Annotated in this window: 22 protein-coding genes; 6 read left to right on the top strand and 16 right to left on the bottom strand. The window is 45.7% G+C overall.

Annotated elements, in window-relative coordinates:
• Nucleotides 1-47 precede the first annotated feature (47 nt).
• Nucleotides 48-788, top strand: coding sequence for a HupE/UreJ family protein (locus ACK8OT_RS07335; RefSeq protein WP_486348275.1), 741 nt, complete (start codon nt 48-50; stop codon nt 786-788).
• Nucleotides 789-809: 21 nt separating this feature from the next.
• Nucleotides 810-1,559, top strand: coding sequence for a transmembrane anchor protein (locus tag ACK8OT_RS07330; RefSeq protein ID WP_410195846.1), 750 nt, complete (start codon nt 810-812; stop codon nt 1,557-1,559).
• 71 nt (nt 1,560-1,630) lie between these two features.
• Here the strand turns inward: ACK8OT_RS07330 and ACK8OT_RS07325 are convergent, their stop codons facing one another.
• From ACK8OT_RS07325 to ACK8OT_RS07290, 8 genes are all read right to left on the bottom strand, one after another.
• The gene (locus ACK8OT_RS07325; protein ID WP_410195845.1) at nt 1,631-2,776 is read right to left on the bottom strand and encodes a glycerate kinase; all 1,146 of its coding nucleotides are present in this window, start codon (nt 2,774-2,776) and stop codon (nt 1,631-1,633) included.
• 16 nt (nt 2,777-2,792) lie between these two features.
• Nucleotides 2,793-4,058, bottom strand: coding sequence for a GntP family permease (locus tag ACK8OT_RS07320; protein ID WP_410195844.1), 1,266 nt, complete (start codon nt 4,056-4,058; stop codon nt 2,793-2,795).
• A 141-nt stretch (nt 4,059-4,199) separates the two neighbouring features.
• Nucleotides 4,200-5,351: a sugar diacid recognition domain-containing protein gene (locus ACK8OT_RS07315; protein ID WP_410195843.1), complete on the bottom strand. Its 1,152-nt coding sequence runs from the start codon at nt 5,349-5,351 to the stop codon at nt 4,200-4,202.
• A gap of 33 nt (nt 5,352-5,384) precedes the next feature.
• Nucleotides 5,385-5,942, bottom strand: a complete 558-nt coding sequence (locus ACK8OT_RS07310) for a YceB family lipoprotein (protein WP_410195842.1) — start codon at nt 5,940-5,942, stop codon at nt 5,385-5,387.
• A gap of 37 nt (nt 5,943-5,979) precedes the next feature.
• Nucleotides 5,980-6,525 carry a sugar O-acetyltransferase gene (locus ACK8OT_RS07305; RefSeq protein WP_410195841.1) on the bottom strand — a complete coding sequence of 182 codons (546 nt, stop codon included), beginning with the start codon at nt 6,523-6,525 and terminating at the stop codon, nt 5,980-5,982.
• Nucleotides 6,526-6,566: 41 nt separating this feature from the next.
• Entirely contained in the window at nt 6,567-8,027 is a 1,461-nt protein-coding gene (locus ACK8OT_RS07300; RefSeq protein WP_410195840.1) for an HDOD domain-containing protein, read from the bottom strand.
• A gap of 172 nt (nt 8,028-8,199) precedes the next feature.
• Complete coding sequence (locus tag ACK8OT_RS07295) at nt 8,200-9,237, bottom strand: NADP-dependent oxidoreductase (protein ID WP_410195839.1); 1,038 nt, start codon at nt 9,235-9,237, stop codon at nt 8,200-8,202.
• 264 nt (nt 9,238-9,501) lie between these two features.
• Nucleotides 9,502-9,852 (bottom strand): DUF4870 domain-containing protein, encoded by a 351-nt coding sequence (locus ACK8OT_RS07290; RefSeq protein WP_410195838.1) that lies wholly within the window; start codon nt 9,850-9,852, stop codon nt 9,502-9,504.
• A 426-nt stretch (nt 9,853-10,278) separates the two neighbouring features.
• Here ACK8OT_RS07290 and ACK8OT_RS07285 point away from each other — a divergent pair, with 426 nt between their 5' ends.
• Both ACK8OT_RS07285 and ACK8OT_RS07280 read left to right on the top strand, forming a co-directional pair.
• Nucleotides 10,279-10,698 carry a CBS domain-containing protein gene (locus ACK8OT_RS07285; protein ID WP_410195837.1) on the top strand — a complete coding sequence of 140 codons (420 nt, stop codon included), beginning with the start codon at nt 10,279-10,281 and terminating at the stop codon, nt 10,696-10,698.
• Nucleotides 10,699-10,833: 135 nt separating this feature from the next.
• Entirely contained in the window at nt 10,834-11,754 is a 921-nt protein-coding gene (locus tag ACK8OT_RS07280) for a manganese-dependent inorganic pyrophosphatase (protein WP_410195836.1), read from the top strand.
• A 217-nt stretch (nt 11,755-11,971) separates the two neighbouring features.
• Here ACK8OT_RS07280 and ACK8OT_RS07275 read toward each other — a convergent pair whose 3' ends face one another.
• A complete protein-coding gene (locus ACK8OT_RS07275) occupies nt 11,972-12,619 on the bottom strand; it encodes an NINE protein (RefSeq protein WP_410195835.1) in 648 nt (215 codons plus the stop codon).
• A 123-nt stretch (nt 12,620-12,742) separates the two neighbouring features.
• Nucleotides 12,743-14,449, bottom strand: coding sequence for a SulP family inorganic anion transporter (locus ACK8OT_RS07270; protein ID WP_410195834.1), 1,707 nt, complete (start codon nt 14,447-14,449; stop codon nt 12,743-12,745).
• A gap of 182 nt (nt 14,450-14,631) precedes the next feature.
• Here ACK8OT_RS07270 and ACK8OT_RS07265 point away from each other — a divergent pair, with 182 nt between their 5' ends.
• On the top strand, nt 14,632-17,427 hold the full coding sequence (locus ACK8OT_RS07265) for a M16 family metallopeptidase (protein WP_410195833.1): 2,796 nt from the start codon (nt 14,632-14,634) through the stop codon (nt 17,425-17,427).
• 135 nt (nt 17,428-17,562) lie between these two features.
• On the top strand, nt 17,563-18,003 hold the full coding sequence (locus tag ACK8OT_RS07260) for a DUF6232 family protein (RefSeq protein WP_410195832.1): 441 nt from the start codon (nt 17,563-17,565) through the stop codon (nt 18,001-18,003).
• A 211-nt stretch (nt 18,004-18,214) separates the two neighbouring features.
• Here the strand turns inward: ACK8OT_RS07260 and ACK8OT_RS07255 are convergent, their stop codons facing one another.
• From ACK8OT_RS07255 to ACK8OT_RS07230, 6 genes are all read right to left on the bottom strand, one after another.
• A complete protein-coding gene (locus ACK8OT_RS07255; RefSeq protein WP_410195831.1) occupies nt 18,215-19,120 on the bottom strand; it encodes a hypothetical protein in 906 nt (301 codons plus the stop codon).
• Nucleotides 19,121-19,131: 11 nt separating this feature from the next.
• Nucleotides 19,132-19,944, bottom strand: coding sequence for a hypothetical protein (locus ACK8OT_RS07250; protein ID WP_410195830.1), 813 nt, complete (start codon nt 19,942-19,944; stop codon nt 19,132-19,134).
• Nucleotides 19,945-19,961: 17 nt separating this feature from the next.
• Entirely contained in the window at nt 19,962-20,432 is a 471-nt protein-coding gene (locus ACK8OT_RS07245; protein WP_410195829.1) for a hypothetical protein, read from the bottom strand.
• A 26-nt stretch (nt 20,433-20,458) separates the two neighbouring features.
• Complete coding sequence (locus tag ACK8OT_RS07240; RefSeq protein ID WP_410195828.1) at nt 20,459-21,286, bottom strand: hypothetical protein; 828 nt, start codon at nt 21,284-21,286, stop codon at nt 20,459-20,461.
• Between the two features lie 200 nt (nt 21,287-21,486).
• Nucleotides 21,487-21,837: a hypothetical protein gene (locus tag ACK8OT_RS07235; RefSeq protein WP_410195827.1), complete on the bottom strand. Its 351-nt coding sequence runs from the start codon at nt 21,835-21,837 to the stop codon at nt 21,487-21,489.
• The gene (locus ACK8OT_RS07230; RefSeq protein ID WP_410195826.1) at nt 21,830-22,684 is read right to left on the bottom strand and encodes a hypothetical protein; all 855 of its coding nucleotides are present in this window, start codon (nt 22,682-22,684) and stop codon (nt 21,830-21,832) included. Before ACK8OT_RS07230 ends, ACK8OT_RS07235 begins: the two co-directional genes overlap by 8 nt.
• Nucleotides 22,685-22,781 lie beyond the last annotated feature (97 nt).

Genomic DNA, 22,781 nt, shown 5'->3' with positions numbered 1-22,781 from the left:
ATCTGCCATTTTGGCAGTCATTAGCTAATACAAATTATGGAGTTTACATGAACTTATTCGCATCTCGCGAAGCTGCCTTATCGCCTATTGATTGGCCAAAGGCTCTTCGCCTGGGGATGATCTATCTCATTCTCGCGCTAGCAAGCTTGCTAAGCACGGATGCCTTTGCCCATGCGGTTGCACAAGGTGACAAGGGTTATATTCAAGAAATATCAGGCACTAATATCATTGCATTCATATACTTGGGTGCAAAACACATGGTCACAGGTTACGACCATATTTTGTTCCTTTTTGGGGTGATATTTTTCCTCTACAAAATGAAGCACATAGCCCTCTATGTGAGCATTTTCGCCATTGGCCATTCAACCACCATGTTGCTTGGGGTGTATTTCAATATCGGCATCAATAGTTTCATCATTGATGCCATTATCGGCTTATCTGTCGTTTATAAAGCCTTAGATAATCTAGGTGCGTTTCGGCGTTGGTTCGGGGTGCAACCCGATACTAAGCTTGTCACCTTACTGTTCGGCTTTTGTCATGGTTTTGGCTTATCGTCCAAAATTATTGAATATGACATTTCCCCCGACGGCCTCGTTCCCAATCTATTAGCGTTTAATGTCGGTGTCGAAATTGGCCAACTGATTGCGCTTAGCGTTATTTTGATCCTAATGGGATTTTGGCGACGCCATAACCGCTTTTTCCGTCAAGCCTACACCGCCAATGTCGTCATGATGAGCTTAGGTTTTATGCTTATTGGCTATCAGTTAACAGGCTACTTTGTCGCTTAATCTAATTTAAAGGAATATTTTATGTACAACACAGATATGCCAACTCGTGCCGAGTTGCCCACCACCAAGCAGCTAATTCGTTCTACCATCATAGCTATTGCCGCAGCACTGGCGATACTTGTCAGTGTCATTTTACCTGCCGAATATGCCATTGATCCGATTGGCGTTGGCAAGATATTAGGGCTAACCGAAATGGGCGAAATCAAGACTCAATTAGCCCAAGAAGCCGCCGAAGATGAAGCCAAGGCAAAAGCCACACAACAAGTAAACGCGATAACCACCACCAACCAAACCGTTAACGCGACGGTGCCAGCAGCGACCCAGCCGCAGCAAGCCAAGGTTGAAACCGCACCAGCGGCAACCGTTGTCGCGATAGCCAAAGTGGAAGAAATCACGCCAGCGGAAGAAGCGGCACCAACTAACGCGGATGCACAATCAGAGACACCAACCCAACAACAATGGAAAGACAGCATTATGATTTCCCTCGAGCCGGGACAAGGCGCCGAGGTGAAGCTCGTGATGGAGCAAGGCCAAGTAGCGCAATTTACTTGGACATCCAATGGCGGTGGCGTGAATTTCGATACCCATGGCGACGGTTTTGGCCGCTCCATTAGCTACGAAAAAGGCCGAGGGGTAGCTAAAGATGAAGGGGAATTAACCGCAGCTTTTACCGGTGATCATGGTTGGTTTTTCCGCAATCGCAATGACAACAAAGTCATGGTTATTCTAAAAACCCATGGCGACTACAGTAAGATGAAGCGCGTGCTTTAATCTCAACCAAGCCGTTATGACGAGCAACACATAACGGCTTTATTCGTTTGGCTAAGTGAAGCTAGACTAACTTATTTGCGCTTTAGCAGCCCTAAGCTAGCGGCAATATTGCGCGAAGTAAGTTCGATATTTTGTTTTGCTTCGGCCAAGGCCGTTGGCAAGTCCACCGAACGATTAACCACGGCAAATACCGCATCAATCGCATGCTCATGATCATGCACTACACCGCAATCATCGGCTAAACAACCCGCAATACCGATAACAGGCAAGTTGAATTGCTTGGCGGCACGCGCAACACCAATAGGCGTTTTACCGTGTATCGTTTGGCTATCGATACGACCTTCACCAGTGATCACTAAATCCGCATCACGAACCAGCTCGGTTAAATTCACCGCATCCATCACAATATCAATACCTGGACGCAGCTGCGCACCCAATATGCCCAGTAACGCAGCACCTAAGCCACCTGCAGCACCAGCACCGGCCATCGGCTTAACCTCTACGCCTAACTGTTGGTGAATAATATCGCCATAATGGCTCAAATTGGCATCCAACTGCGCCACCATTTCAGGTGTCGCCCCTTTTTGTGGCCCAAATACATGAGAAGCGCCCTTGGGTCCGCATAGCGGGTTATCAACATCACAAGCAACCTCAAGGTGCACGCCTTGCAATCGAGTATCTAAAGCCGAGGTATCTATGGTAACTAGCTTGCTTAACTCACCGCCGCCAAAGCCTAGTTCATCGCCATTGGCATCCAGCAAACGAACGCCTAGCGCTTGTGCCATGCCGATACCGCCATCATTAGTCGCACTGCCACCAATACCGATAATGATATGCTTAACGCCCTTATCGAGTACCGCTTTAATTAGCTCACCCGTACCAAAGGTAGTTGTGACCAGAGGGTTACGTTGCTCAGGAGTCACAAGATGCAAGCCCGATGCCGCCGCCATTTCAATAATGGCCGTGTTACCGTCACCCATCAAGCCATAAAAAGCTTCTACAGGCTCACCTAGTGGGCCACTTACTTGACAGTTAACGATATCACCTTGAGTGGCATCTACTAATGACTGTACCGTGCCCTCGCCGCCGTCAGCCATTGGCAACTTAATATACTCGGCATTAGGTAATACTTGTTTGAATCCATTCTCGATGGCATTGGCAACTTCCATGGCCGTTAAGCTTTCTTTAAAAGAATCTGGAGCAATAATAATTTTCATAACCGTTACCTTTTACTTAAACGAACAGGCCAAACACACCAAACATCATGGTAGAAACAAACGCTATCATCAGACCTACCGCTGTTTCATAAGGAATTACTTTTAGACGCTCACGAATGTCCATGTTTAAAGCACCACCTGTAGCATGGAAGAAGCTACCGTGAGGCATATGGTCTAGCACCGTTGCACCCGAGTGAATCATTGCCGCGCCGGCTAATGCAGGAACGCCTAACTCTAAAATGGTGGTACTAAATACATTCGCCGCTACCGCTGTGCCCGCCGTAGTAGACGCAGTGGCAAGGGACATCATGGCACCCGAAATAGGCGCAAGCAGATAAGATGGCAAGCCTGAGCTGGTTAGCAAATCAATCAAACCATCTTTAAGGCCTGAGTTTGCAATAATGCCAGCTAGCGTACCTGTACCTAACAACATCACCGCCACCGGTGCCATTCGGCCTAAACCAGACACTGCGAAGTTATTGGTATCTTTAAAGCGACCCATTGCAACCGCACCCATTAAACCACCTAAAGGTAAAGCAATGAGTGGGTCAACGCTGATACCCGCAATTGGGCGTAGCGCCAGTAATGCAATCGCCACAAGTGGAGCAACAATAGCCGCACCAAAGCGAGGTAATTTACTGCTGTCAATCGAAACAACTTCGTGGTCAGCAACTTTAGAGCCTTTATTTTTCAGCTTCTTAGCGATGAAATAGGCTAAGGTCATGCCACAGATACCAGGGATGATACCCGCTGCCATCACTGACGTTAATGGCACGTTAAACGCATCTGCAGCAGCAATTGCATTGGGATTTGGTGACATCACGTTACCGGCTTTACCGCCGCCAACCATGGCGAGCAAAATGGCCATTTTTGATAGATCAGCACGCTGAGCAATCGCTAACGCAATCGGTGCAACGGTAATCACCGCAACATCAACAAACACACCCACTGAAGTTAATATCATGGTTGCCAGTGCCAAGGCTAACAAGGCACGGGTTTCACCCACTTTCTTAACGATGGTTTCGGCAATTGAAGTGGCAGCGCCAGATTCAATTAACACCCCTGCGAGCACACCCGCAGCAAGAATACGTAGTACCGCCGTGGTAATGCCTTGGGCACCACCTATCATCAGCGACACGGTATCGGTTAGGGATACACCACCTACCACACCACCGACTAACGCGCCAATAATCATGCCGTATGCGGGAGGCACTTTTTTGAGGATCAACGCGATGGCGACAACCAGTGCCGACAACGCGCCTAACGTTGAAACTTCTATCATAGCTTTTTGCCTCTTTAGTCATAGAGATTGGAATAAGCTCAATATATGAAATGCAAATAAACTAATCTTTAGAAGTTATGACAAATATACTCTCACCCTTAGCCCCAATTTTTGTGCAAATGCACAAAAACCAACTATTTCTTAGTTCGAAAAAAACAGTCTAACGGCTAGATAAAGATGTAATTTATCAGATATCTTATTGATATCTAAGGATGTAATAGACTCAACCTTGTCAATTCGATAACGTAAGGTGTTGCGGTGAATATGCAGCTTTTCACAAGTGTGAGTAAAGTCGCAATTATATTCAAAAAACGCCACTAGGGTTTTAAGTAATGTCTGTTTGGGATCATGTTGACACAAAAGATCATAAGGTTGACGCAGCTGCTGCGCCTTCCATGGCTCGGCAAGTATGGTACTCATAATCACAGGCAGCTTATGATCTTGGTAATAGAAAACCCCGCCCTTATTGTTACCTAAGGCGTCCATGGTTAACCTAGCCGTTTCAAATGATTGCGCCAAGCCTCGCGGCCCGGGGAAATACTCCCCCAGAACCATATTTATGGTAAATTTGCCTAGCTTATTAATGCGCTTTAACAACTGGTCGATACGCTTGTTTTCACTTTCACGCAACCAACCGTTAGCTGATACAGAAATTGGCTTAAGCACCACCACTTCATTATTGGAAACCGATAAGATCCCCACTAGATTATCCCGTTCAGGGTATTCGAGCAGTTGCACCAACTGCTGTAAATGCTCCAACGAAAACGCCGTATTTTGATCCGGAATCACTTTAAAGATGGTCGCAACGCGGGGCTTTTCTAAATCAATCTGCAACCGCTGCGCAACGGAATAAGTTTGGTCTAAATTGATAGGGGCTGGGTCTATCAGCTGTAACACCAACTCTTCACGATGGCGCTTATTCCATTGCACCTGAGACATCAAATCGGCTTGTTCAACAATCAGCTCAGCGGTCATTTTCACCAGCTCAGCATATTGCCTCACTTGGGATGGCTCACCCGAAACACCAATCACACCAATCACTTTATCCAGGTAAATGATAGGTAGATTTATGCCGGGTTTAACGCCTTTTAGGTTGGCAGCCGTAGCATGATCAATTTCCACCATGCGCTGCTCGGTAATGGCAAGCTTTGCCCCCTCATGTTTTTGCTGTAAACGCGCAGGATCGCCAGAGCCAATAATATAGCCCCGTTCATCCATGACATTAACCGAATAGGGAATAATCTTCATGGTACGCGCCACAATTTGACGCGCGGTAAAGGCATTGATTTCCATGATTTACTCCTACTTAGTCAACCACATTCAGTATTACAGTCCCATCACAAACTCTATCTTACCCGGTTTGATCATTATCTCTTTGCCTACCTTTTTGATCAGTGCTTCGGTGCTATCTTGCTCATTCAGCACGTATATAGGCTGAGTTTGTAAAAACACCTGTAGCGCCTGAGAAACCTGAGGGATCAATTTAGCAATTTCATTACCAAAATCCGCTGGCTCAGTCTTAACTTGCTGTAGCGTAACCTCTTTTAAGTAGACCGCACCTTCTTTTTCGCTGTACCAAGGTTTAGCACTAAAATCCACGGTCACTGAGCCTTCAAAGGGGCGCAGAGGATTTTGTAATTCAAGCTTTGACGTGCCTGACACTTGGATCGCTTCACTGTTATTGCGTCCTAAACTGACTTGCACCTGACCCAGCTCGGCTTTCACATACAAGATCCCCGGGATCCCTTCCTCATGCTTATAGCCCACCTTGTCATTGATATAGCCCGCCACTTCTTGTTCGGACAGCGAATAAGTTTGGCTACAACCCGCTAGCCAACCAATTAAAGTTAATAACAGCAGGGGCTTTAGTAAGTGACGCTTCATCTTAGTTCCTTAATATTGAATATAAATTAGCGCTAGTTTACACCAGTGAGCGGATAACCTTAGCAGGACTCCCCCCAACCATGCTATCGGCAGGGACATCTTGGGTCACTACCGAGCCTGCGGCAATCACCGCACGCGCGCCCACTGTAACACCTTGGCAAATAACCACATTCCCGCCAATCCACACATCATCTTCCACCACTATGGGCTTGCAGCTAAACCCCCAAGCTCGTCGTGCTTGGTAATCAAGTGGATGTGAAGCGGTATAAAACTGACAAGCAGGCCCGATAAGGACATGGTTACCTATCGTAATGGGGGCATTATCTAGCATAGTCACGCCCATATTAATAAAGCAGTTATCACCTATGCTGATAGTTTTACCAAACTCACAAAGAAATGGCGGTGTCAGCACGGATCTTGCCCCAAAGTCCTTAAGCAGCTTCTTAGCTAGTTTGCGGCCTTTATCGGACAGGGTACGGTTAAACTGCTGCAACAGCGTAAAAGTGGTTTGACGAAGGGCTTGGATTTCTTGGTCGCAAGGGTCAAAGGCTTGCCCTTGCTGCATTTTTTCTAGCTCAGTCATGCTTACCTCAAATCTGAATCTAGGCGCATGATAACTTATCTTTAACCGTTTGGATTCATCATTTTAGTGAGGCATAAATTGGTCTGCTGCACAAAGTGCTGAAATGCCACATACGAGGTTTCCTCTAATGGGATCAGGCCTGATTTACGGTCCGCATACACCAGCCCGATACTGCGTTTATCGACCGCTAATGGCGCAATGTAAAAACCGTTATCTGGAGTCAGTTTGGTTAATTTAGCGGTGATAAACCGCTGCCATTGACTGACACTGGGATCAAACCAAATTGGCTCAAAACTCTTTAAGCAATGGCTAAATAGATTCTGCTCCCCAGCAATCGGGATCTCAAAATCTTCTTTAAAATGCATGGCATCTTTACCCGAGACAAAGCGGGCTTTTAAGCTACGGCGGTCGCGCGTTAGCATAAAGATCAACACAGTATCCATGCCAATTCCGCGGTAGATGCCTTCTAAAGCAGAATGCATCACCATATTGATATCCACTTTTTCCACCGCCATATTGGTCAGCTCGTGCAAAATTTTCAATTGCAGCGCTTCATTGCTCACAGCAACGTCTTCGGTCGGTTTGGTATTCTTGCCCTTAACATTGATAAACTGCACTAACTTATGCGCGCCATAGGAATTCATTAGCTCAATGGTATCTTGCTGACCATCAGCAATTTCTTTGGCTACGGTTTGCGGACCAACACCTAACATTTGGCCCATTTTTCCTTCCAATTGTTGCTTTCGTTCTTCATCGGGTTGTAAGGATATCAACTCGGCACTGAGCTCATCGGCAAGTACTAAGGCGCGCATTAAACTAGTTGACGGCGGTTCATCAGCCACCGATGATTCGACCACTTCACCTAAATGCCAACTAGCAGCCAAACCTTGGCTCATGCGCTCAAATGAAGTGCCTAACAGCTCTTTAACCAACTCTTTTTGCTGAGTTTTTGATTGCCTATGCTGCTCAGCAAAAGTGAGCTTTTGATCCAATAAAATGGCCACATCACTGTTAGTTCGCCAAAATGCAGCCTCCCCTAAGCGACGCATTAAGGCTGCCAAGAAATACTCTTCTTGAATATCATTATGTTGATCATGAAGTAACTTCTTTACCAACATACCGGCCAATAAAGAGCGGGCAATAAGAATAACAAGCCGTTGGTAAACATGATTGTCTACCTTTTGTTCAGCCAACAGAGAATCAAGTAATTGTGCGGTAATACAAACTTGTTTAATGGCGCCAAAACCCAGCATCACCACCGCTCGGCTTACGGTAGTCACCTGATGACGCCCACGCTTGTAGCAGGCACTGTTCGCGATACGTAAAATGCGCGCGGTTAAACCATGATCATGGAGGATTTCTTGACCCAACTGAGACAAAGAAGCGGTATCATCTTTGACCATTTGATCAAGCTTAGTGACCGTATCTCGTAGCACAGGCATCTCGTGCTCACTGATATAGCGAACCCATGCATCTTTGCCAAACAGACCTTTACAACTCATTACTCGCAACCAGAATCAAGACATAATTGATTAGCTAAGTGTAGATAATTCTCTGAACAAAGGCAGAATACAAACCGAGAGCTGTGAAATAGCGCAGATAAAATAGAGAGTTAGGAAAAACAGGTCGAGGAAAAGTGCGGCTACAGCAGAGCCGCACTAAAATAAAAGTCGCTTAAACCGCGCTATTGAGCTGCACTACCACTTTGCCGAAGTTTTCACCTTTGAGCATACCAATAAAGGCTGGCACAACGGCATCTAAACCTTGGTATAAATGCTCTTTGTACTTCACTTGCTTTGATTTCAACCATTGGTCCATCACAGGCACAAAAGCATCATAACAATGGCCATAATCTTCAAAAATAATAAAGCCTTTCACCGTTAAGCGTTTCACTAAAACAGTCGCCATTAGCTGAGATAAACGATCAGGCCCTGCCGGTAACTCGGTCGCATTATATTGTGACACTAAACCGCAAACAGGCACGCGTGCCCCGGTATTAAGTAATGGCAACACCGCATCAAACACCTTGCCACCGACATTTTCGAAATAAATATCAATACCTTTATCACAGGCTTTAGCCAGTTGCTCAGCAAAATCGTCACTGCGATGATCTAAGCATGCGTCAAAGCCAAGCTCGTCTTTGGCATAGGCACATTTATCGGCACCGCCGGCAATGCCCACTACCTTACAGCCTTGCAACTTAGCAATTTGGCCTACGGTCGCGCCCACTGGGCCTGTCGCTGCCGCCACCACTAAGGTGTCACCCGCCTTGGGTTTACCTATGTCCATCAAGCCCATATAAGCGGTAAAGCCCGGCATGCCTAAAATACCTAAGGCATAAGATGGGTTATGCGGATTTTTACCTAGGTTAAATAAACCTTCGCCGTTTGAAACCGCGTAGTCCTGCCAGCCACTGTAACTGAGCACCCAGTCGCCCAGCTCAAAGTTAGGGTTATTAGTGCGAACCACTTGCGACATGGTCGCCCCCACCATCACCTCTTTCAGGCCAACAGGCGGTGCATAAGACTCGGTGTCGTTCATGCGCCCACGCATGTAAGGATCAAGAGAAAGGTAAATAGTACGAAGTAGAATTTCACCTTCTTTAGGCTCTGGAATAGCGGTTTCATTAACCACAAAGTTGTCGGCAGTGGGCTCACCAACAGGACGAGAGTTTAATAAAATCTGACGGTTATAAGAATGTGCTTGGCTCATATGATCTTCCTTAATCAAAAACAACCTGCCACGGCAAGTCACGTACAGAGGCAGCAATATCGCATGCTGTTGAGCCAGTGTCTACGCGCGAAACCATTAAACCGATCTGCGTAGCATTTCAGTTAATTTTTATTACGCCAACATTGAGAAGATACGGTGATGACCAAAGGAGAAGTGCGGCACCCCTATAAAAGCGGTTTTTGTTGGATCTGTCTTGCTCAGTGAATAAGTGAGATTCGCTGAGCAAGCTCTTTACCTACTTGATTACTTAATCAAGCGAAGCGCAAATGGCACTCTAAACTGTTCACCCTTAGAAGCACCGATGGCCCCCATGATGCAGAAAATTAGGTTACAAAGCGCGATGACCGGAATCAACAAGGCACCAATCAAAATCAGTGACAGCACAAAAGCAACCGCATAAGCAATAACGGTGGTAATTGACCAGTTTAACGCCTCAATCGCCTGATCTTTGATATAAGCATCATCAGCCTTTAGGAGATAAAGCAGGAGACTTGGAATGAAACCAAAGAAAATGGTCGCAATCCAACCGATCAAGGCAATATTTTTAGCATCTTGATTCGGTGTTCCTGCCGTATTTACAACTTCGTTACTCATAGTAAACCCTTGTTCAATAAAGTAATTAAAACTGCTAACTAGTATATTGTTAAGTCTGCAGCAATTCTGTGAACCTAAGTTGAAAACCTGATGATAGCTTGACTAATATTTTACACAACTGATTGAAATACTGTTTTTTCGCGGTTTAAAAACCGCTCCTACCACAAACCGATCACACGAGTAGGAGTAATATATATAACAACGCAAAAAAACCTATAACAATATGAAATATTGGATTTTTTCGCGGTTTAAAAACCGCTCCTATTAAGATAATTTTATAACGACCTAACATGCTATTTTGATAGCCAAAGCCTATTGATTACTTCGAAACAATCCACTAACCCTTTTCTGAAAAAGGTGTAAACTGAAACTAACTAATCAAATCATTGATTGAAAAGTAAAATGATGAATGCTTAAGGAGGCTCTATGCCAACATTCCTAGTAAAAGATTATATGAATAAACAGGTGGTAAGCTTTAGCGCTAATACTGTTATTGCCGTAGCCGTTGAGCGTTTGATCAAGTCTTCACAAATTGGCGCACCGATTGTGGATGATAACAAGCAAGTAATAGGTTGGGTGTCTGAGCAAGATTGTCTCGATAAAATGCTTAAATCTAGCTATCACTGTGACGGCGCTGCGCTACTGGCCGATATAATGAAACCTGACGTATTAAGTGTGTCGCCACAAGACAACGTGCTTGATTTAGCCAGCCAAATGCTCGGCCAAAAACCCAAAAGCTACCCTGTGGTAGAAAATGGCAAACTAGTCGGCATCATCACTCGTCGTGATGTGCTTAAAGCCGTTAATCAACACCTTAACAGCTGTTACACTCGCCAGCCCGCTTAATCATCCTCTTCGCTAGCCCAAATCGGGCTAGCCCTACTTTCCTTTTAACATTTGCGTTACTTTTTAACCGTTTTAAGGTTTCCGAACCCCAAAGAACTTTGTTAAAATCGCCGAAAATTAAAGGAGAGTAACACCATGCCAATGTACGTAGTGGGTCATAAGATCCCTGATTCAGATTCAATCTGTGGCGCAATTGCCCTAGCTTATTTAAAAAACCAAATCGGTGAAGCAGCCGTTGCAACTCGCCTTGGTGAAGTATCACCAGAAACCGCATTTATCCTAGATAAATTTGGTTTTGAAGCGCCAGAGTTTAAAGCAAGCTACGCGGGTGAAGAAGTTTACATTGTTGACCATTCAGAGCTAACTCAAGCCCCAGATGATATCGCGCAAGCGACCATAGTGGGTATTGTTGACCACCACAAACTAGGCGATTTAACGACATCTACCCCACTTGAATGTTGGATCCGTCCTGTTGGCTGTAGCAACACAGTGATCAAGATGATGTACGACTTCTACAAGGTAGAAATCCCAGCCAACATCGCAGGCATCATGATGTGTGCAATTTTGAGCGACACCGTCATCTTCAAATCACCCACTTGTACCACTGCTGACATCAAGTGTGTTGAAGCCCTAGCAGAAATTGCTGGCGTAGAAGATTTCAAAGCATTAGGCATGGAAATGTTTAAAGTGAAATCAGCGGTAGAAGGCACACCTGTACGTGACCTTGTAATGCGTGATTTTAAAGACTTCAATATGAACGGTAACCTAGTGGGCATCGGTCAGTTAGAAGTAATTGATCTGTCTGTATTTGACCAAATCAAAGCCGATCTAGAAGCCGATATCGCAGCACTTAAAGAAGAAGGTCAACGTCACAGCGTGATGTTACTGCTAACCGACATTATGAAGGAAGGCTCTGAGCTATTAGTTGTCAGTGACGACGTTAGCAAGGTTGAAGCCGCTTATGGTAAAGCAACCGAAAATGGCCGTGTTTGGTTAGATGGTGTACTAAGCCGCAAGAAACAAGTCGTGCCACCACTGCAAGACGCTTTCGCTTAATCGCATACCAAAATAAACAAATCAAACCGGCTTACATCAGCCGGTTTTTTTATGCCTTAGCGTTGCCCTCTGTGTCGCTGCATTTATTAATCGAAACAGCGTGTTAAGGCAGCTTATTCGCGATTTGAAAATCGCTCCTACTGGATTTTCTTATCGGTAAGACTGCTCGCTGAGCAAGCTCAGGTCCCACAGCTGTTCGATCGCAAACAATCCGCTTCTACCAACACTCTTTAGGCAAATAATCGGGCTTTAGCGTCGAATTACGGCAATCCCACACTAGCTTCTCGCCGAGCATTTCAACTTGATAAATCAACGACCCTTCCACCTTAGACGAAGGCGTAAATTCCACTCTAATACGGCCGTTGTACACATCTAATATGGCAATCACTGGGCTATCTGGGTATCTATCAACCCCAAGCGCTTCATTGTCTTTGGGTAAGTTATGATGCTTAACCACATACGTCGCCACTTGCTGCTGTACCAACTGGGCCTGACTATGGCCCATCGCCGCATTGGCTTTAATGGTATAACTTTGATAAGCAGGCAAGGCAATCGCAGCCAATACACCGATTACTGGTGAAGCCATCAGCGGTAGCAATAACACCGCCACTAATACGCCACCGCTTTCATCGCCGAGCTGGCGGCCTTGATTGTATTTGTCATTCCATTGTTGCTGCCCCGTGAATAAGAACACCAAGCCTTCAATAAAACCAACAATGGCAGGGATCAAGGTCCAGCAAAATAACAAATAAAATACGCCCCACCATTGGCCGAGAAAAAATCTGTGCAGACCAAAGCTGCCACCCATTATCGCTAATAGCGCCCCCGCTACTCGGCTTTTGTACTTCACGTTACCCGTTTCCAACGTTTTACCCCTTTATATTTACCAAGCCCTATTTTGACAAAAAATTCACCATTGAGAACAAAAAAAGCCTAAAACCGGTATTGGCTTTAGGCTTTTGTGAGAGAGTACAAACTCCCTGATAATTTATTTGTAATAAGGCAAACGTGATGCTTCAACCACTTGCAATGCGGCTTCAAGCGCCTCTTGACGTGACGCTAAAAACTGCGAAGCGGGCACCATCTCAGACACAGACAAGCGATCTAACTGAGCTTGGGTATCTTGGTGCGGACAAATCACAAAGACCTGACAGCGCGCTTCCACCGCATCCTTAATCGCGTTTTCCAACGCCAAGGCCACGGTCACATCTATCATAGGCACGTCGCTTAAGTCCAAAATCATGGCTTGGTACTTACTGATACTGCTGTGCTGGCGCGTAATTGCCTTCGAAACACTAAAAATCATCGGGCCAGATAAGTAGAAAAACAGCACCTTACCATTGGTTTGATCCAGCAGATCACGCTCCTGCGGTGTCAAAGGCACATCTTCTTCGGCATCACTAATGGCTTTTACTTGCTTAGCTTGCTCACGGCTTAAACGCTCAATAATAATGATATTAGAAATAAATACCCCTAAGCCCACCGCCACAATCAAGTCGACAAACACCGTCAATAGCATCACACCATACATAATAAAGGTGCTTTGCATGCTCACTTTATGGGCGCGTTGTAAAAAACTCCAATCGAGAATATTAAAGCCAACATACACCGCAATCCCCGCCAACACCGACATCGGAATAGGCTCGGTTAAGCCACCGGCAACCAGCACCACTAGCGCCAGCACTAGCGCACGGATCACGCCCGATAACGGCGAGCGCGCCCCCACTTGAATATTCACCACAGTGCCCATGGTCGCGCCAGCGCCCGGCAAAGCACCAAACAGACCAGAAATCATATTAGCAATACCTTGACCGCGCAGCTCTTTGTCTGAGTCATGCTCTTTACGAGTTAGCGAGTCACCAATTACCGCAGTTAATAAGGTATCGATACAACCTAAGGTGCCCAGCACCAAGGCATCGATCACCATGGTCGTCAGTAGCTCAGGCGTAAAAGTTGGGATAACAATACTCGGTAAGCCGCTTGGGATTTCACCAATGCGGCGAATACTGTCGGTATCAAACAAGATCACCGAAAGCAACGTCACCGCCACCAAAGCCACTAACTGAGCGGGTACATACTTACGGTAAGCCTTAGGCATCAAGAACAAAATAGCTAAGGTTAAGCCACCTAAAAACAGCTCACTTAACTGCAAATTACGCAACGTATCAGGCAGCGCCATCAAGGTACCCGACACCCCGCCCGCTGGGGCAGGTTGGCCCATTAACGGGGCTAATTGCAGAATAATTAAGATCACGCCAATACCCGACATAAAGCCAGATATCACGCTATAGGGCATCAAGGTAATGTATTTGCCCATTTTTAATGAGCCGAGAATAATTTGGAACAAGCCCGCCATCATCACCACGGTAAAACTCATGGCGACCCCCGCTTCGGGGTATTTAGCCACCATGGCGGTCAGTACCGCGGTCATGATCACCGTCATCGGACCGGTTGGCTCAGAAATAAGAGAAGAAGATCCGCCGAATAAGGCAGCGAACAGGCCGACTAAAATCGCGCCCCATAAACCAGCTTCTGCGCCAGCGCCAGAGGCGACACCAAACGCAAGGGCAAGCGGTAGAGATACAATGGCCGTGGTCACACCACCAAACATATCCCCTTTTAAATTAATTTCTTTAAACCTTTGAAGAGACAAAACTGAATTCCGTGTTAGTTTAAATTTCGAGGATTCTACCATTTACATCACAGATGAATAGCATTTTTTATGTTAGCGCCTTGCCTGTAACCCTGCCAAACCTAAGCCAAAAAGATACAATCGACATAATTATCAAAATAAAGTAAAAAAATAATTGACATAATATGTCTAGAGCTACTAACCTTTTATCCATACTTTCATCCCGCTACGCCTTGGAGCCAAGCATGAGACTTTACCATTCACTGTGTTTTGCACTTATTGCACTGTTATACAGTTTGCCAACCCTTGCCACCCCCCTAAAACCCGACCCCAATTGGCAAATTCATCAGCTCGACAACGGCTTTCAATACCGCCTGTATTCGGTAGATGAAACCAGCGATCGCGTGCAAATTTACCTATGGGTTAAATCCGGCTCCATTGATGAAACACAGGAACAAAAAGGCGGAGCTCACTTACTTGAGCACATGGCGTTTAACGGCACCAAGCATTTTCCGGGGCATAAAATCGAGCAGCTATTTAAGCAAGCCGGACTGAATTTCGGCCAAGATCTTAACGCTTTTACTAATTATAAAGACACGGTTTATACCCTAAGCATTCCAGAAAATAATCAAGAATTGTTAAATGAGGTGCTACTGTACTTATCCGATGTGGCACAAAGCATCACTTTAGATGAAACCGAAGTAGCCAAAGAAATTGGCGTGGTGCAAGGTGAATACTACACCCGCGCCGGCAATGAGTTAGAGCCAGATATCGCCTATATGCAAGCCATGTCAACTGGCAGCCAATACGGTTACTACGGCGTGATTGGCACGCTGGAGCAAATCGAACGCTTGAATGCCAAGGCCTTACAAGATTACTACCACGCTTGGTATCGCCCCGACAACATGGAATTACTGGTGGTGGGTAACATAGATAAACAGCAAGTGGCCACGGCAATTGAAAAGCAATTCAAACGATTATACGGCAAGGCGCAAAGCAAAAACCGCCCCGCCGAGCCCGAGTTTAAGCACGCTACGCAAACCTTTCAAAGTGAAAAGGTTATGCGTAACAACATTAGCTTGAATTATATCTTGCCAAAAGCGATCGTACAGACAGTGGCCGATAGCGAGCGCAACAGCCTGATCCATTTCACCCACGCCTTGATCAATATGCGCCTAGCGCGTGCCCATGAACTCAGTCAAAATCCCTTTGCTGGTGTGAACAGCTACATAGGGCAGCCCCTTTTTGTCGGCGATAATTGGCTTTATTCCCTAGGAATTGACTATGAACTCAGTCAAGATCACGCCGCTATCGATTGGCTAGGCGCTGAAATTGCCAAGATCAACCAGTTTGGTTTTAGCCAAGCCGAATTTGATCAACTTGAGCAAATGTATTTCGCCCATCTGTTTAATTTTGAACAAACCTATCAAAACCGCACGTCGCAAGTCATCATCAATGAATACTTACACGCGCAGCAGCAACAACAAGTATCGGTTGATAAAGCGACCACCTTGTCCTTATTTGAAGGGTTTCTGGACCAACTCACGCTAGCCAAGGTAAACCAATTTGCCAAGCAAACCTTAGTGAACCCGCAAATCTATCAAATTGCGCCAAGTGCAGATACCACTTCGCCTCTGAATGCTGGCGCCATTAAGCCCCATCAACAACTTGAAACTTGGGTCGCCGCGGCGCTTAAGCAAACCGTTACACCTTACCCGAGTGAACAGTTGGTAGCCAACTACACCCGTAGCCAAGAACAAGGCCAAACAGGCAAGCTGATCGCCGAGCAAAGCCATAAAGCATTGGGCATAGAGCAACTGACCTACGCCAATGGCCTAAGCGTGCTATTACAGCCCGATAACACTAACAAAGGCATGGTGTATTTTCAGTTTTCGGCGTTAGGCGGCATCACCACTTTAGATGCCAACTACCGCGCCGCCGCCACTATGCTAATTGATGCTCAAGTTGCCAGCGGCTTAGAAAATCAATCGGCGCAGCAAGTCAGCCAAGCACTAGCAAGCCATATCACCACCATCAACCCCTTTATCAACAATACTCAGCGTGGCTTTGATGGCTCGATGCCAACCAACCAGCTGGAATTTGGCCTGGACTATTTAAGCCGTGCTTATCGCAGCACTAAGGTAGACGAAGCCGCCTTTAAACAAGTAAAAACCAATTTTTCCAGCAACGTAAAAAACTACATCAACAGTAAACAAGGGCAAGTTGATAGCCGCTACTTCCAAACTCTATATGGCAATAACCCCTATGAAGGGCTGCTATCCCTGACACAAATACAGCAAACCACCCCAGCCGATATCCAATATGTTAAACAACAGCTGTTTGGCTCGGCGGCGGATTTTAAGCTCACCCTAGTGGGAGATTTTGAGCCAGAGCAGGCTAAGCAGTTGATCAACCAATACCTAGCGACCTTGCCCAAGGGCGAGAAGCATGCAGCTCAAAAAGTGCAATTAAATGCGCTAGAAAGTAAAGCTAGTCTGAATGAAAGACTCAACGAAAACGATCGCGCCGATCTGGTATTTCAATTTGTTTACCAAGGCGTCGAGCCCAGCGTGAAGCAAATCTACGCCGCAGACTTACTTGCTCGCCTGCTGCAAGACCAACTGATGACAACCGTGCGCGAAGAACTGTCTTTAGCCTACTCCCCCTATGCTGGCTGCGATCCTGCGATCGTTAACCTTAACTATAGCCACTGTCGCATCGCGCTCATCACTGCCCCCAAAGATGCCACCAAGGCCAAGCAAGCGATAGAGAAAATCTTAACGAATTTCTATCAAAACGGCGCTGATGAAACCGCCCTCGCACAACATAAAAAGGTGTTAGAAACCGCCATGCTCGATACCTTTAAAGATCCACAAAGCCGCGCTTGGTTTATCCACCGCGACTGGGTTTTGGGCTATGACGTAGGCAGCGTGCTCGAGGCTGACGCCATTTTAGCCAGCATCGACAAGCCATACATAGATGGTTTAATTAAACAAATGCTGCAACAGGCAGGGCAAGTTACTCTGATTAACACACCATAAAATCAATAGATTAACCAAGAGTTAAATTACAACAGAGAAAACAATGAGACGACAATCTCATTTAATCGGCTCACAGATATTGCGACTTATTGGCACTCTTATCTGTGCCCAGCCATTATGTGACAGGAGCTAAGTATGATTATTGAAGACAATTTTAAAGTGAGTAACACGACTTTTACGTTTAAAAAAGACGAGTATCCTTTGTCGAAAATTAAAAGGGTAAGAGTTAAAACTAACAGTTTTCAAGATCACGTATTCAGAATAGTCGGTATCGGTTTGGTCGTTGCAAGCATAGTATGGATGATTTACCCACAGCCTTTTGGATTGGTTACCGCTCCTGTAGCTCTAATAATTGGCCTGTTTTACGCTCTATTTTCAATCAAAAAATACGAGTTACAAGTAGAGTTTCAGCATACCGATGAAACTGGCTTGCAATGGGTGTCAGTATCTAAGACGAATAGCAAGGCTGTTAAAAAACTATTTGAAAAACAGGTGAGCAAACTAACGGATGCGGCCACAAGAAACCGAATAAGTCGAGATGACGCTCATCATTTCACCAACGCACTAACACCTTAAAAACAGGTAGCGCCGGTCAAATAATCAGCTCGCAACATTTTTATCGCCTTGGGCTATTTAAAGTAAACCTTGCTCAAGGCGAAAGCCAACTCAGGTCAACTCGCTTTACGCTCGGCTACCTAAGCCTTGTCTTTGGTAAATCAAAGGCTGAGCCAGAAGCTGGAGTCGAGTTGTGCTAAATCCATCTACAGTTCCTTTTTGGACAAACCGCCTAGCGCTCACGCACCCAAGGGGCATTCACTTCAACTCCTCCCGCCTTCACCTGTTGCCACATTTGCTTAAATTCGGGTCGACATTCCAATTCATCTAGCCGCTCACGCAAATAACGCACGGCATTGGCGCGCGGGGTATCGCCCTCTTGGTCAAGGTCGAAATGATAAATGCGATACAGGGCCTTTTGATAGGTTTCAACGCCAATAGAGTTTTGAATATATTGAATAAAGCTTTTGTCATAAGGCAAAGAGGCTAAACATAGATCCAGTACCTCTGGATATTGAAATAGACTGTAGCGACAAAATGGCGAGGTGTTAGCCTTGAGCAACCAAAAACCAATAAGCATAAAGCTGATGTACCCATTGTACCTAAAAACGCCAGCAACAGATTCAAGATAGTGGCGCTCAAAACGAAAGCGGGGCTTAAGTTGCGCCTTGATATAGTCATGGTCTTGGTACATTACCCGAAATAAGGTGATGTTCTTTTCCCCCACATAGGGATGGAGGGCGGCGTAGGCCTCAAGGTCATCATCGAAATCCCGACTAAAATAACTAAGCTCGGTTGTCATAAATTCGCCAAAACCACTTGGAATATCCTTAGGGTGAATCAGTTTCGATTCCATATAAGCATGATACGCCTTACTCAGCACGGCAAAGTCTTCACTGGGGTGTAGCCATAAAAACAAAAAGAGATTCAGTGGCCGAGGCGACTTATGCCAGTCTTTATACTTGTTCCAGTTTGGTTGCTTGCCGCGCAAAAAGTACTGCTTGATGGCATTCACTTCGGTTTTTTTACGTCGAATGAGTAGCATGGGCTCCAACTGCTCCCACTTGGCTTTACGCTCTGCCACCCAAGCCTTGTCTTTGGTGAGCCAGTAGCTGGTGTCGAGTTGTTGTAAATCCATTAACGCTTTCCTTAATGGCAATGGTTCGCTTCGGCACGCTGCGCACCGAGCTGCCATGCTTGGGCAATGTCAGCTTGGCGTGCGATATATTGCTGCGCAACCTCTAAGGCTTGCCCGCTTAAATTGCCAAGGGCTAATTCTTCTTCAACCAGCTCGAGTGTGTTGGCCAACCACTTTTCCATATGCTCTCGTTCATCAAGTTCAGTCACAAAAGACAAAGCAGACAAGAAGTAGTTATAACACTTCTGAACTGGGATCCATGTTATCTTCTCTTCTAACAATAACTCGATGCCATATAAAAAGCCGGTGCACCAATCGTATGGTAAGGGAGAAATCCTCTTTACTTGATTAACACGAGTTTGGGATTTGATAAGCTGATAGCCGCCACTAAAAAAGGCCGAGATAATAATGTCGCAATGGCTGCGATACCAAGGCAGCTCTAACTCTCCTTTTCGGCAACTAAAAACAAAGCTGCCTATTACCCTTCCTCTCTCTTCATCATCAAGCAGCGGCGAGTTAAACAGCGCTAAAAACTCGTCTTTGTTGGTAAAAGGGGTCAATAAAACCAAAACAATATCGCCAATATAGCCAAGCTTTTCGCCATACATGAAATACTGCTGATAAAGCTTGCGATCCGCTTTGGGGATATCATCAAAACGCACTTTAGCGAGCAGCTGCCAATCACGCTCGCGCTGAGCTAACCACTCGGGGTCATCCAAGTGCCAAAAGCCCAATGCTGCGATGGCTTGCTCCCTCACCTCTGGTCCCGTTCTGCGATCGGGGTTGATCCAAGTTTCTGTGGGCGCTAAATTTTCCAGTGTCATACTGACTCCCTATTCAACTACTCGGCTTCTTCAAGCGTGATCAAAAACGGAAAATCAGCTTGAATGGTCTCAGGTATCACAGCTAGCCACTGCTGCATTTGGCTATCATCGACCATATCGCCTTCTTCGCTGTCAAAATCCGCCTCGGGGCCGCCAGCAAAAAATGCCACTCGCTCACCTTGAGGGTTTTGGGCAAAATAATACTCACCACCGTATTCGTCTCTAGCGCGCAGGTATAAGCCAATCCCTTTGGCGGTTTTGGCTAACCGCTTAACGGTGGCGACCCAATAGGTCCGTGAAAAGTGAAACAAGCCGCTGTCCCCTTTTATCTCTAACTCATCAAAAAAGACATCGCAGTCATCATTAATACCTTGGTCGGCTCCGGCAAAGGCCACTAATTGCGCTAATCCGGTATCGCGGTGCTGGTTAAAGCTGGCTAATACTTCAGCACTTGCTTGTACCACTACACATCCATAAACATCTGTCATTGGTATTCCTTAATTTTTCGCCTTTATTACTCACAGGGTGATGACTGGTTAGCCAAGGCTGCAACTCTTTGCGCACCGAGCTGCCATGCTTGGGCAATGTCATCTTGGCGTGCGATATATTGCTGCGCAACCTCTAAGGCTTGCCCGGTTAAATTGCCCAATGCTAATTCTTCTTCAATCAGTTCAAGTGCGCTGGCTAACCACTTATCCACACGCTCTCGTTCATCAACTTCAGTAACAAAAGATAAAGCAGACAAGAAGTACTCATAACATGTCAGTACAGGAATCCACTTTTTTTTCCCTTGCAAAAAAAACCTGATAGAACTTACAAATCTGACACACCAACCGTGTGGCTCGGGAGAAATAACTTTAACTCTATCAGAATAGGTTTGCGATTTGATGAGCTGATAGCCGCCACTAAAAAAGACCGAGATAATAATGTCGCAATGGCTGCGATACCAAGGTAGCTCTACCTCACCATTTCGACAATCAAAAATAAAGTGCCCGGCAACCTTTCCTCTCATGTTATCATCGAGTAGCGGCGAGTTAAACAACGCTAAAAACTCGTCGTTGTTGGAAAAAGGAGTCAACAAAGTCAAGGTGATAGGATCAATATAACCAAGCTTTTCACCATACATAAAATACTGCTGATAAAGCTTGCGCTCCGCTTTGGGGATATCATCAAAACGCACTTTAGCGAGCAGCTGCCAATCTAGCTCACGCTGGGCTAACCACTCGGAGTCATCCAAGTGCCAAAAGCCAAATGCTGCGATGGCTTGTGCCCACACCTCTGGCCCTGTTCTGCGATCGGGGTTGATCCAAGTTTCTGGGGGCACTAAATTTTCCAGTGTCATACTGACTCCCTATCAAGATGTCAAAGCTAGGTTGAACGTTTACTTGGCCTGCGTGTTGTTAGCGATTAAGGCCAAGCCAAGGTCATAAAGTGATTAATAATAAAGAAGTTTAACGGTTTAGCGCAGGCCAAATTCAGATAAAGTTGACCTTGGTCACTCAGCAAACGCCACTGTACTCATCATCACGCTACAAGACCAAGCTAATCACCCTCACTGCTCAGTTTGCATTCCATGTTACTCACCGGACAGCTTTGTAACCAAGGGACAAAATGTTTAATTAACTGCTGTGCTATGCCCGCCCCCGTGACAATAGTGAGCGAGCATTGCTGCCCGTCCACCTCATAGGCTGCAATATCAAACGCATCGCTGCCATAATATAGCTGCTGCCATACCTCTTCTAAGGCATCGGCTGCCGTTAGGCTAATAGGATCAATGGCGTCTTGTAATTGCCAGCCACGCCGCTCTTGTTGCAATAGTTCAAAACTGGTTTGCCAATGGGGGCTGTGCTCAGGTTGGCAAACAAAACGTATCGTTAACGTCACTTCACTCACGCTTGCATCCCGCTAAGCCGTGCTCGGCCACTTGTTGCGCTAAGGCGTGATATTGTCCCAACTCACCATCATAACTATCAAATAACGCCTTGATCACCTTGGCACACTGGATCCGCCCTAAGGTTTCGTCATCGGCTTGTGCTTCAACAAGGGCTGCATAATAAAAGGTAAAATTAAGAATATGCCATGTGTAATTGGCAACTTTATCGTTTGTTACATCTGGCTCTGTTAGACCATAAGCTGACAAAGGGATAAATGGAATAAGACTACTAATATAGTTACCTAAATACTGGGGATAGGCTTCTACCTTTTCTCCTAGAAAGTAACCCCATAAATCCACAACAAGACTAATATAGATTTCATCCGACGTGAACGCTATTTGGCGTAAACTTTGCTCTCCCGGCAGTCGTAGCGGGAACAATCGCTGCTCCTCATACACATCGCCGTAAATTTGGCGAAAGATCCACGCCCTATCTTCGGGATGAAAATGGTAGCTAGAAAGCAAGCCAAGAAATGCACGCTGGATATCTTTAAACAAAGTTTCATTAACATCGAAGTCGCTATTATAGCCGTCCCATTCGTCAGGTTTGGCGATAAAAGACTGGTCAAGTACATGCTGCCACGATTCAATCGACTGCACGGGATGAAGGAATAATAAAGTTCTTAAATTATCAAATTTGCCTTCGATTTCCCCAGTTAAAAAATAGTGTTGCCACTGTTTTAATACGCTGCGTGAAAAACTACGTGTATTGATAAAAGCCAACCACTGCTGCTCACGGTTGGTTTTATTGGGGTAAGGCTCGGTGCTCATAGAATGAGCTGAATGCGTTACGTCAGTTACGTCCATTTATCCATTCCTGTGTTGTTTGTGTGGGGTGCTCATACTTGCCTGTTACGCCACCTATGCTGCATTGCCAATGGGCATTAGCTAATTATTATCACTA

The sequence above is a fragment of the Motilimonas thetidivivens genome (genome assembly GCF_046452435.1).
GTDB lineage: Bacteria > Pseudomonadota > Gammaproteobacteria > Enterobacterales > CBDFNC01 > Motilimonas.
Note: the sequence above shows the minus strand (reverse complement) of the source record. Positions and strands in the feature narration are given on the sequence as shown.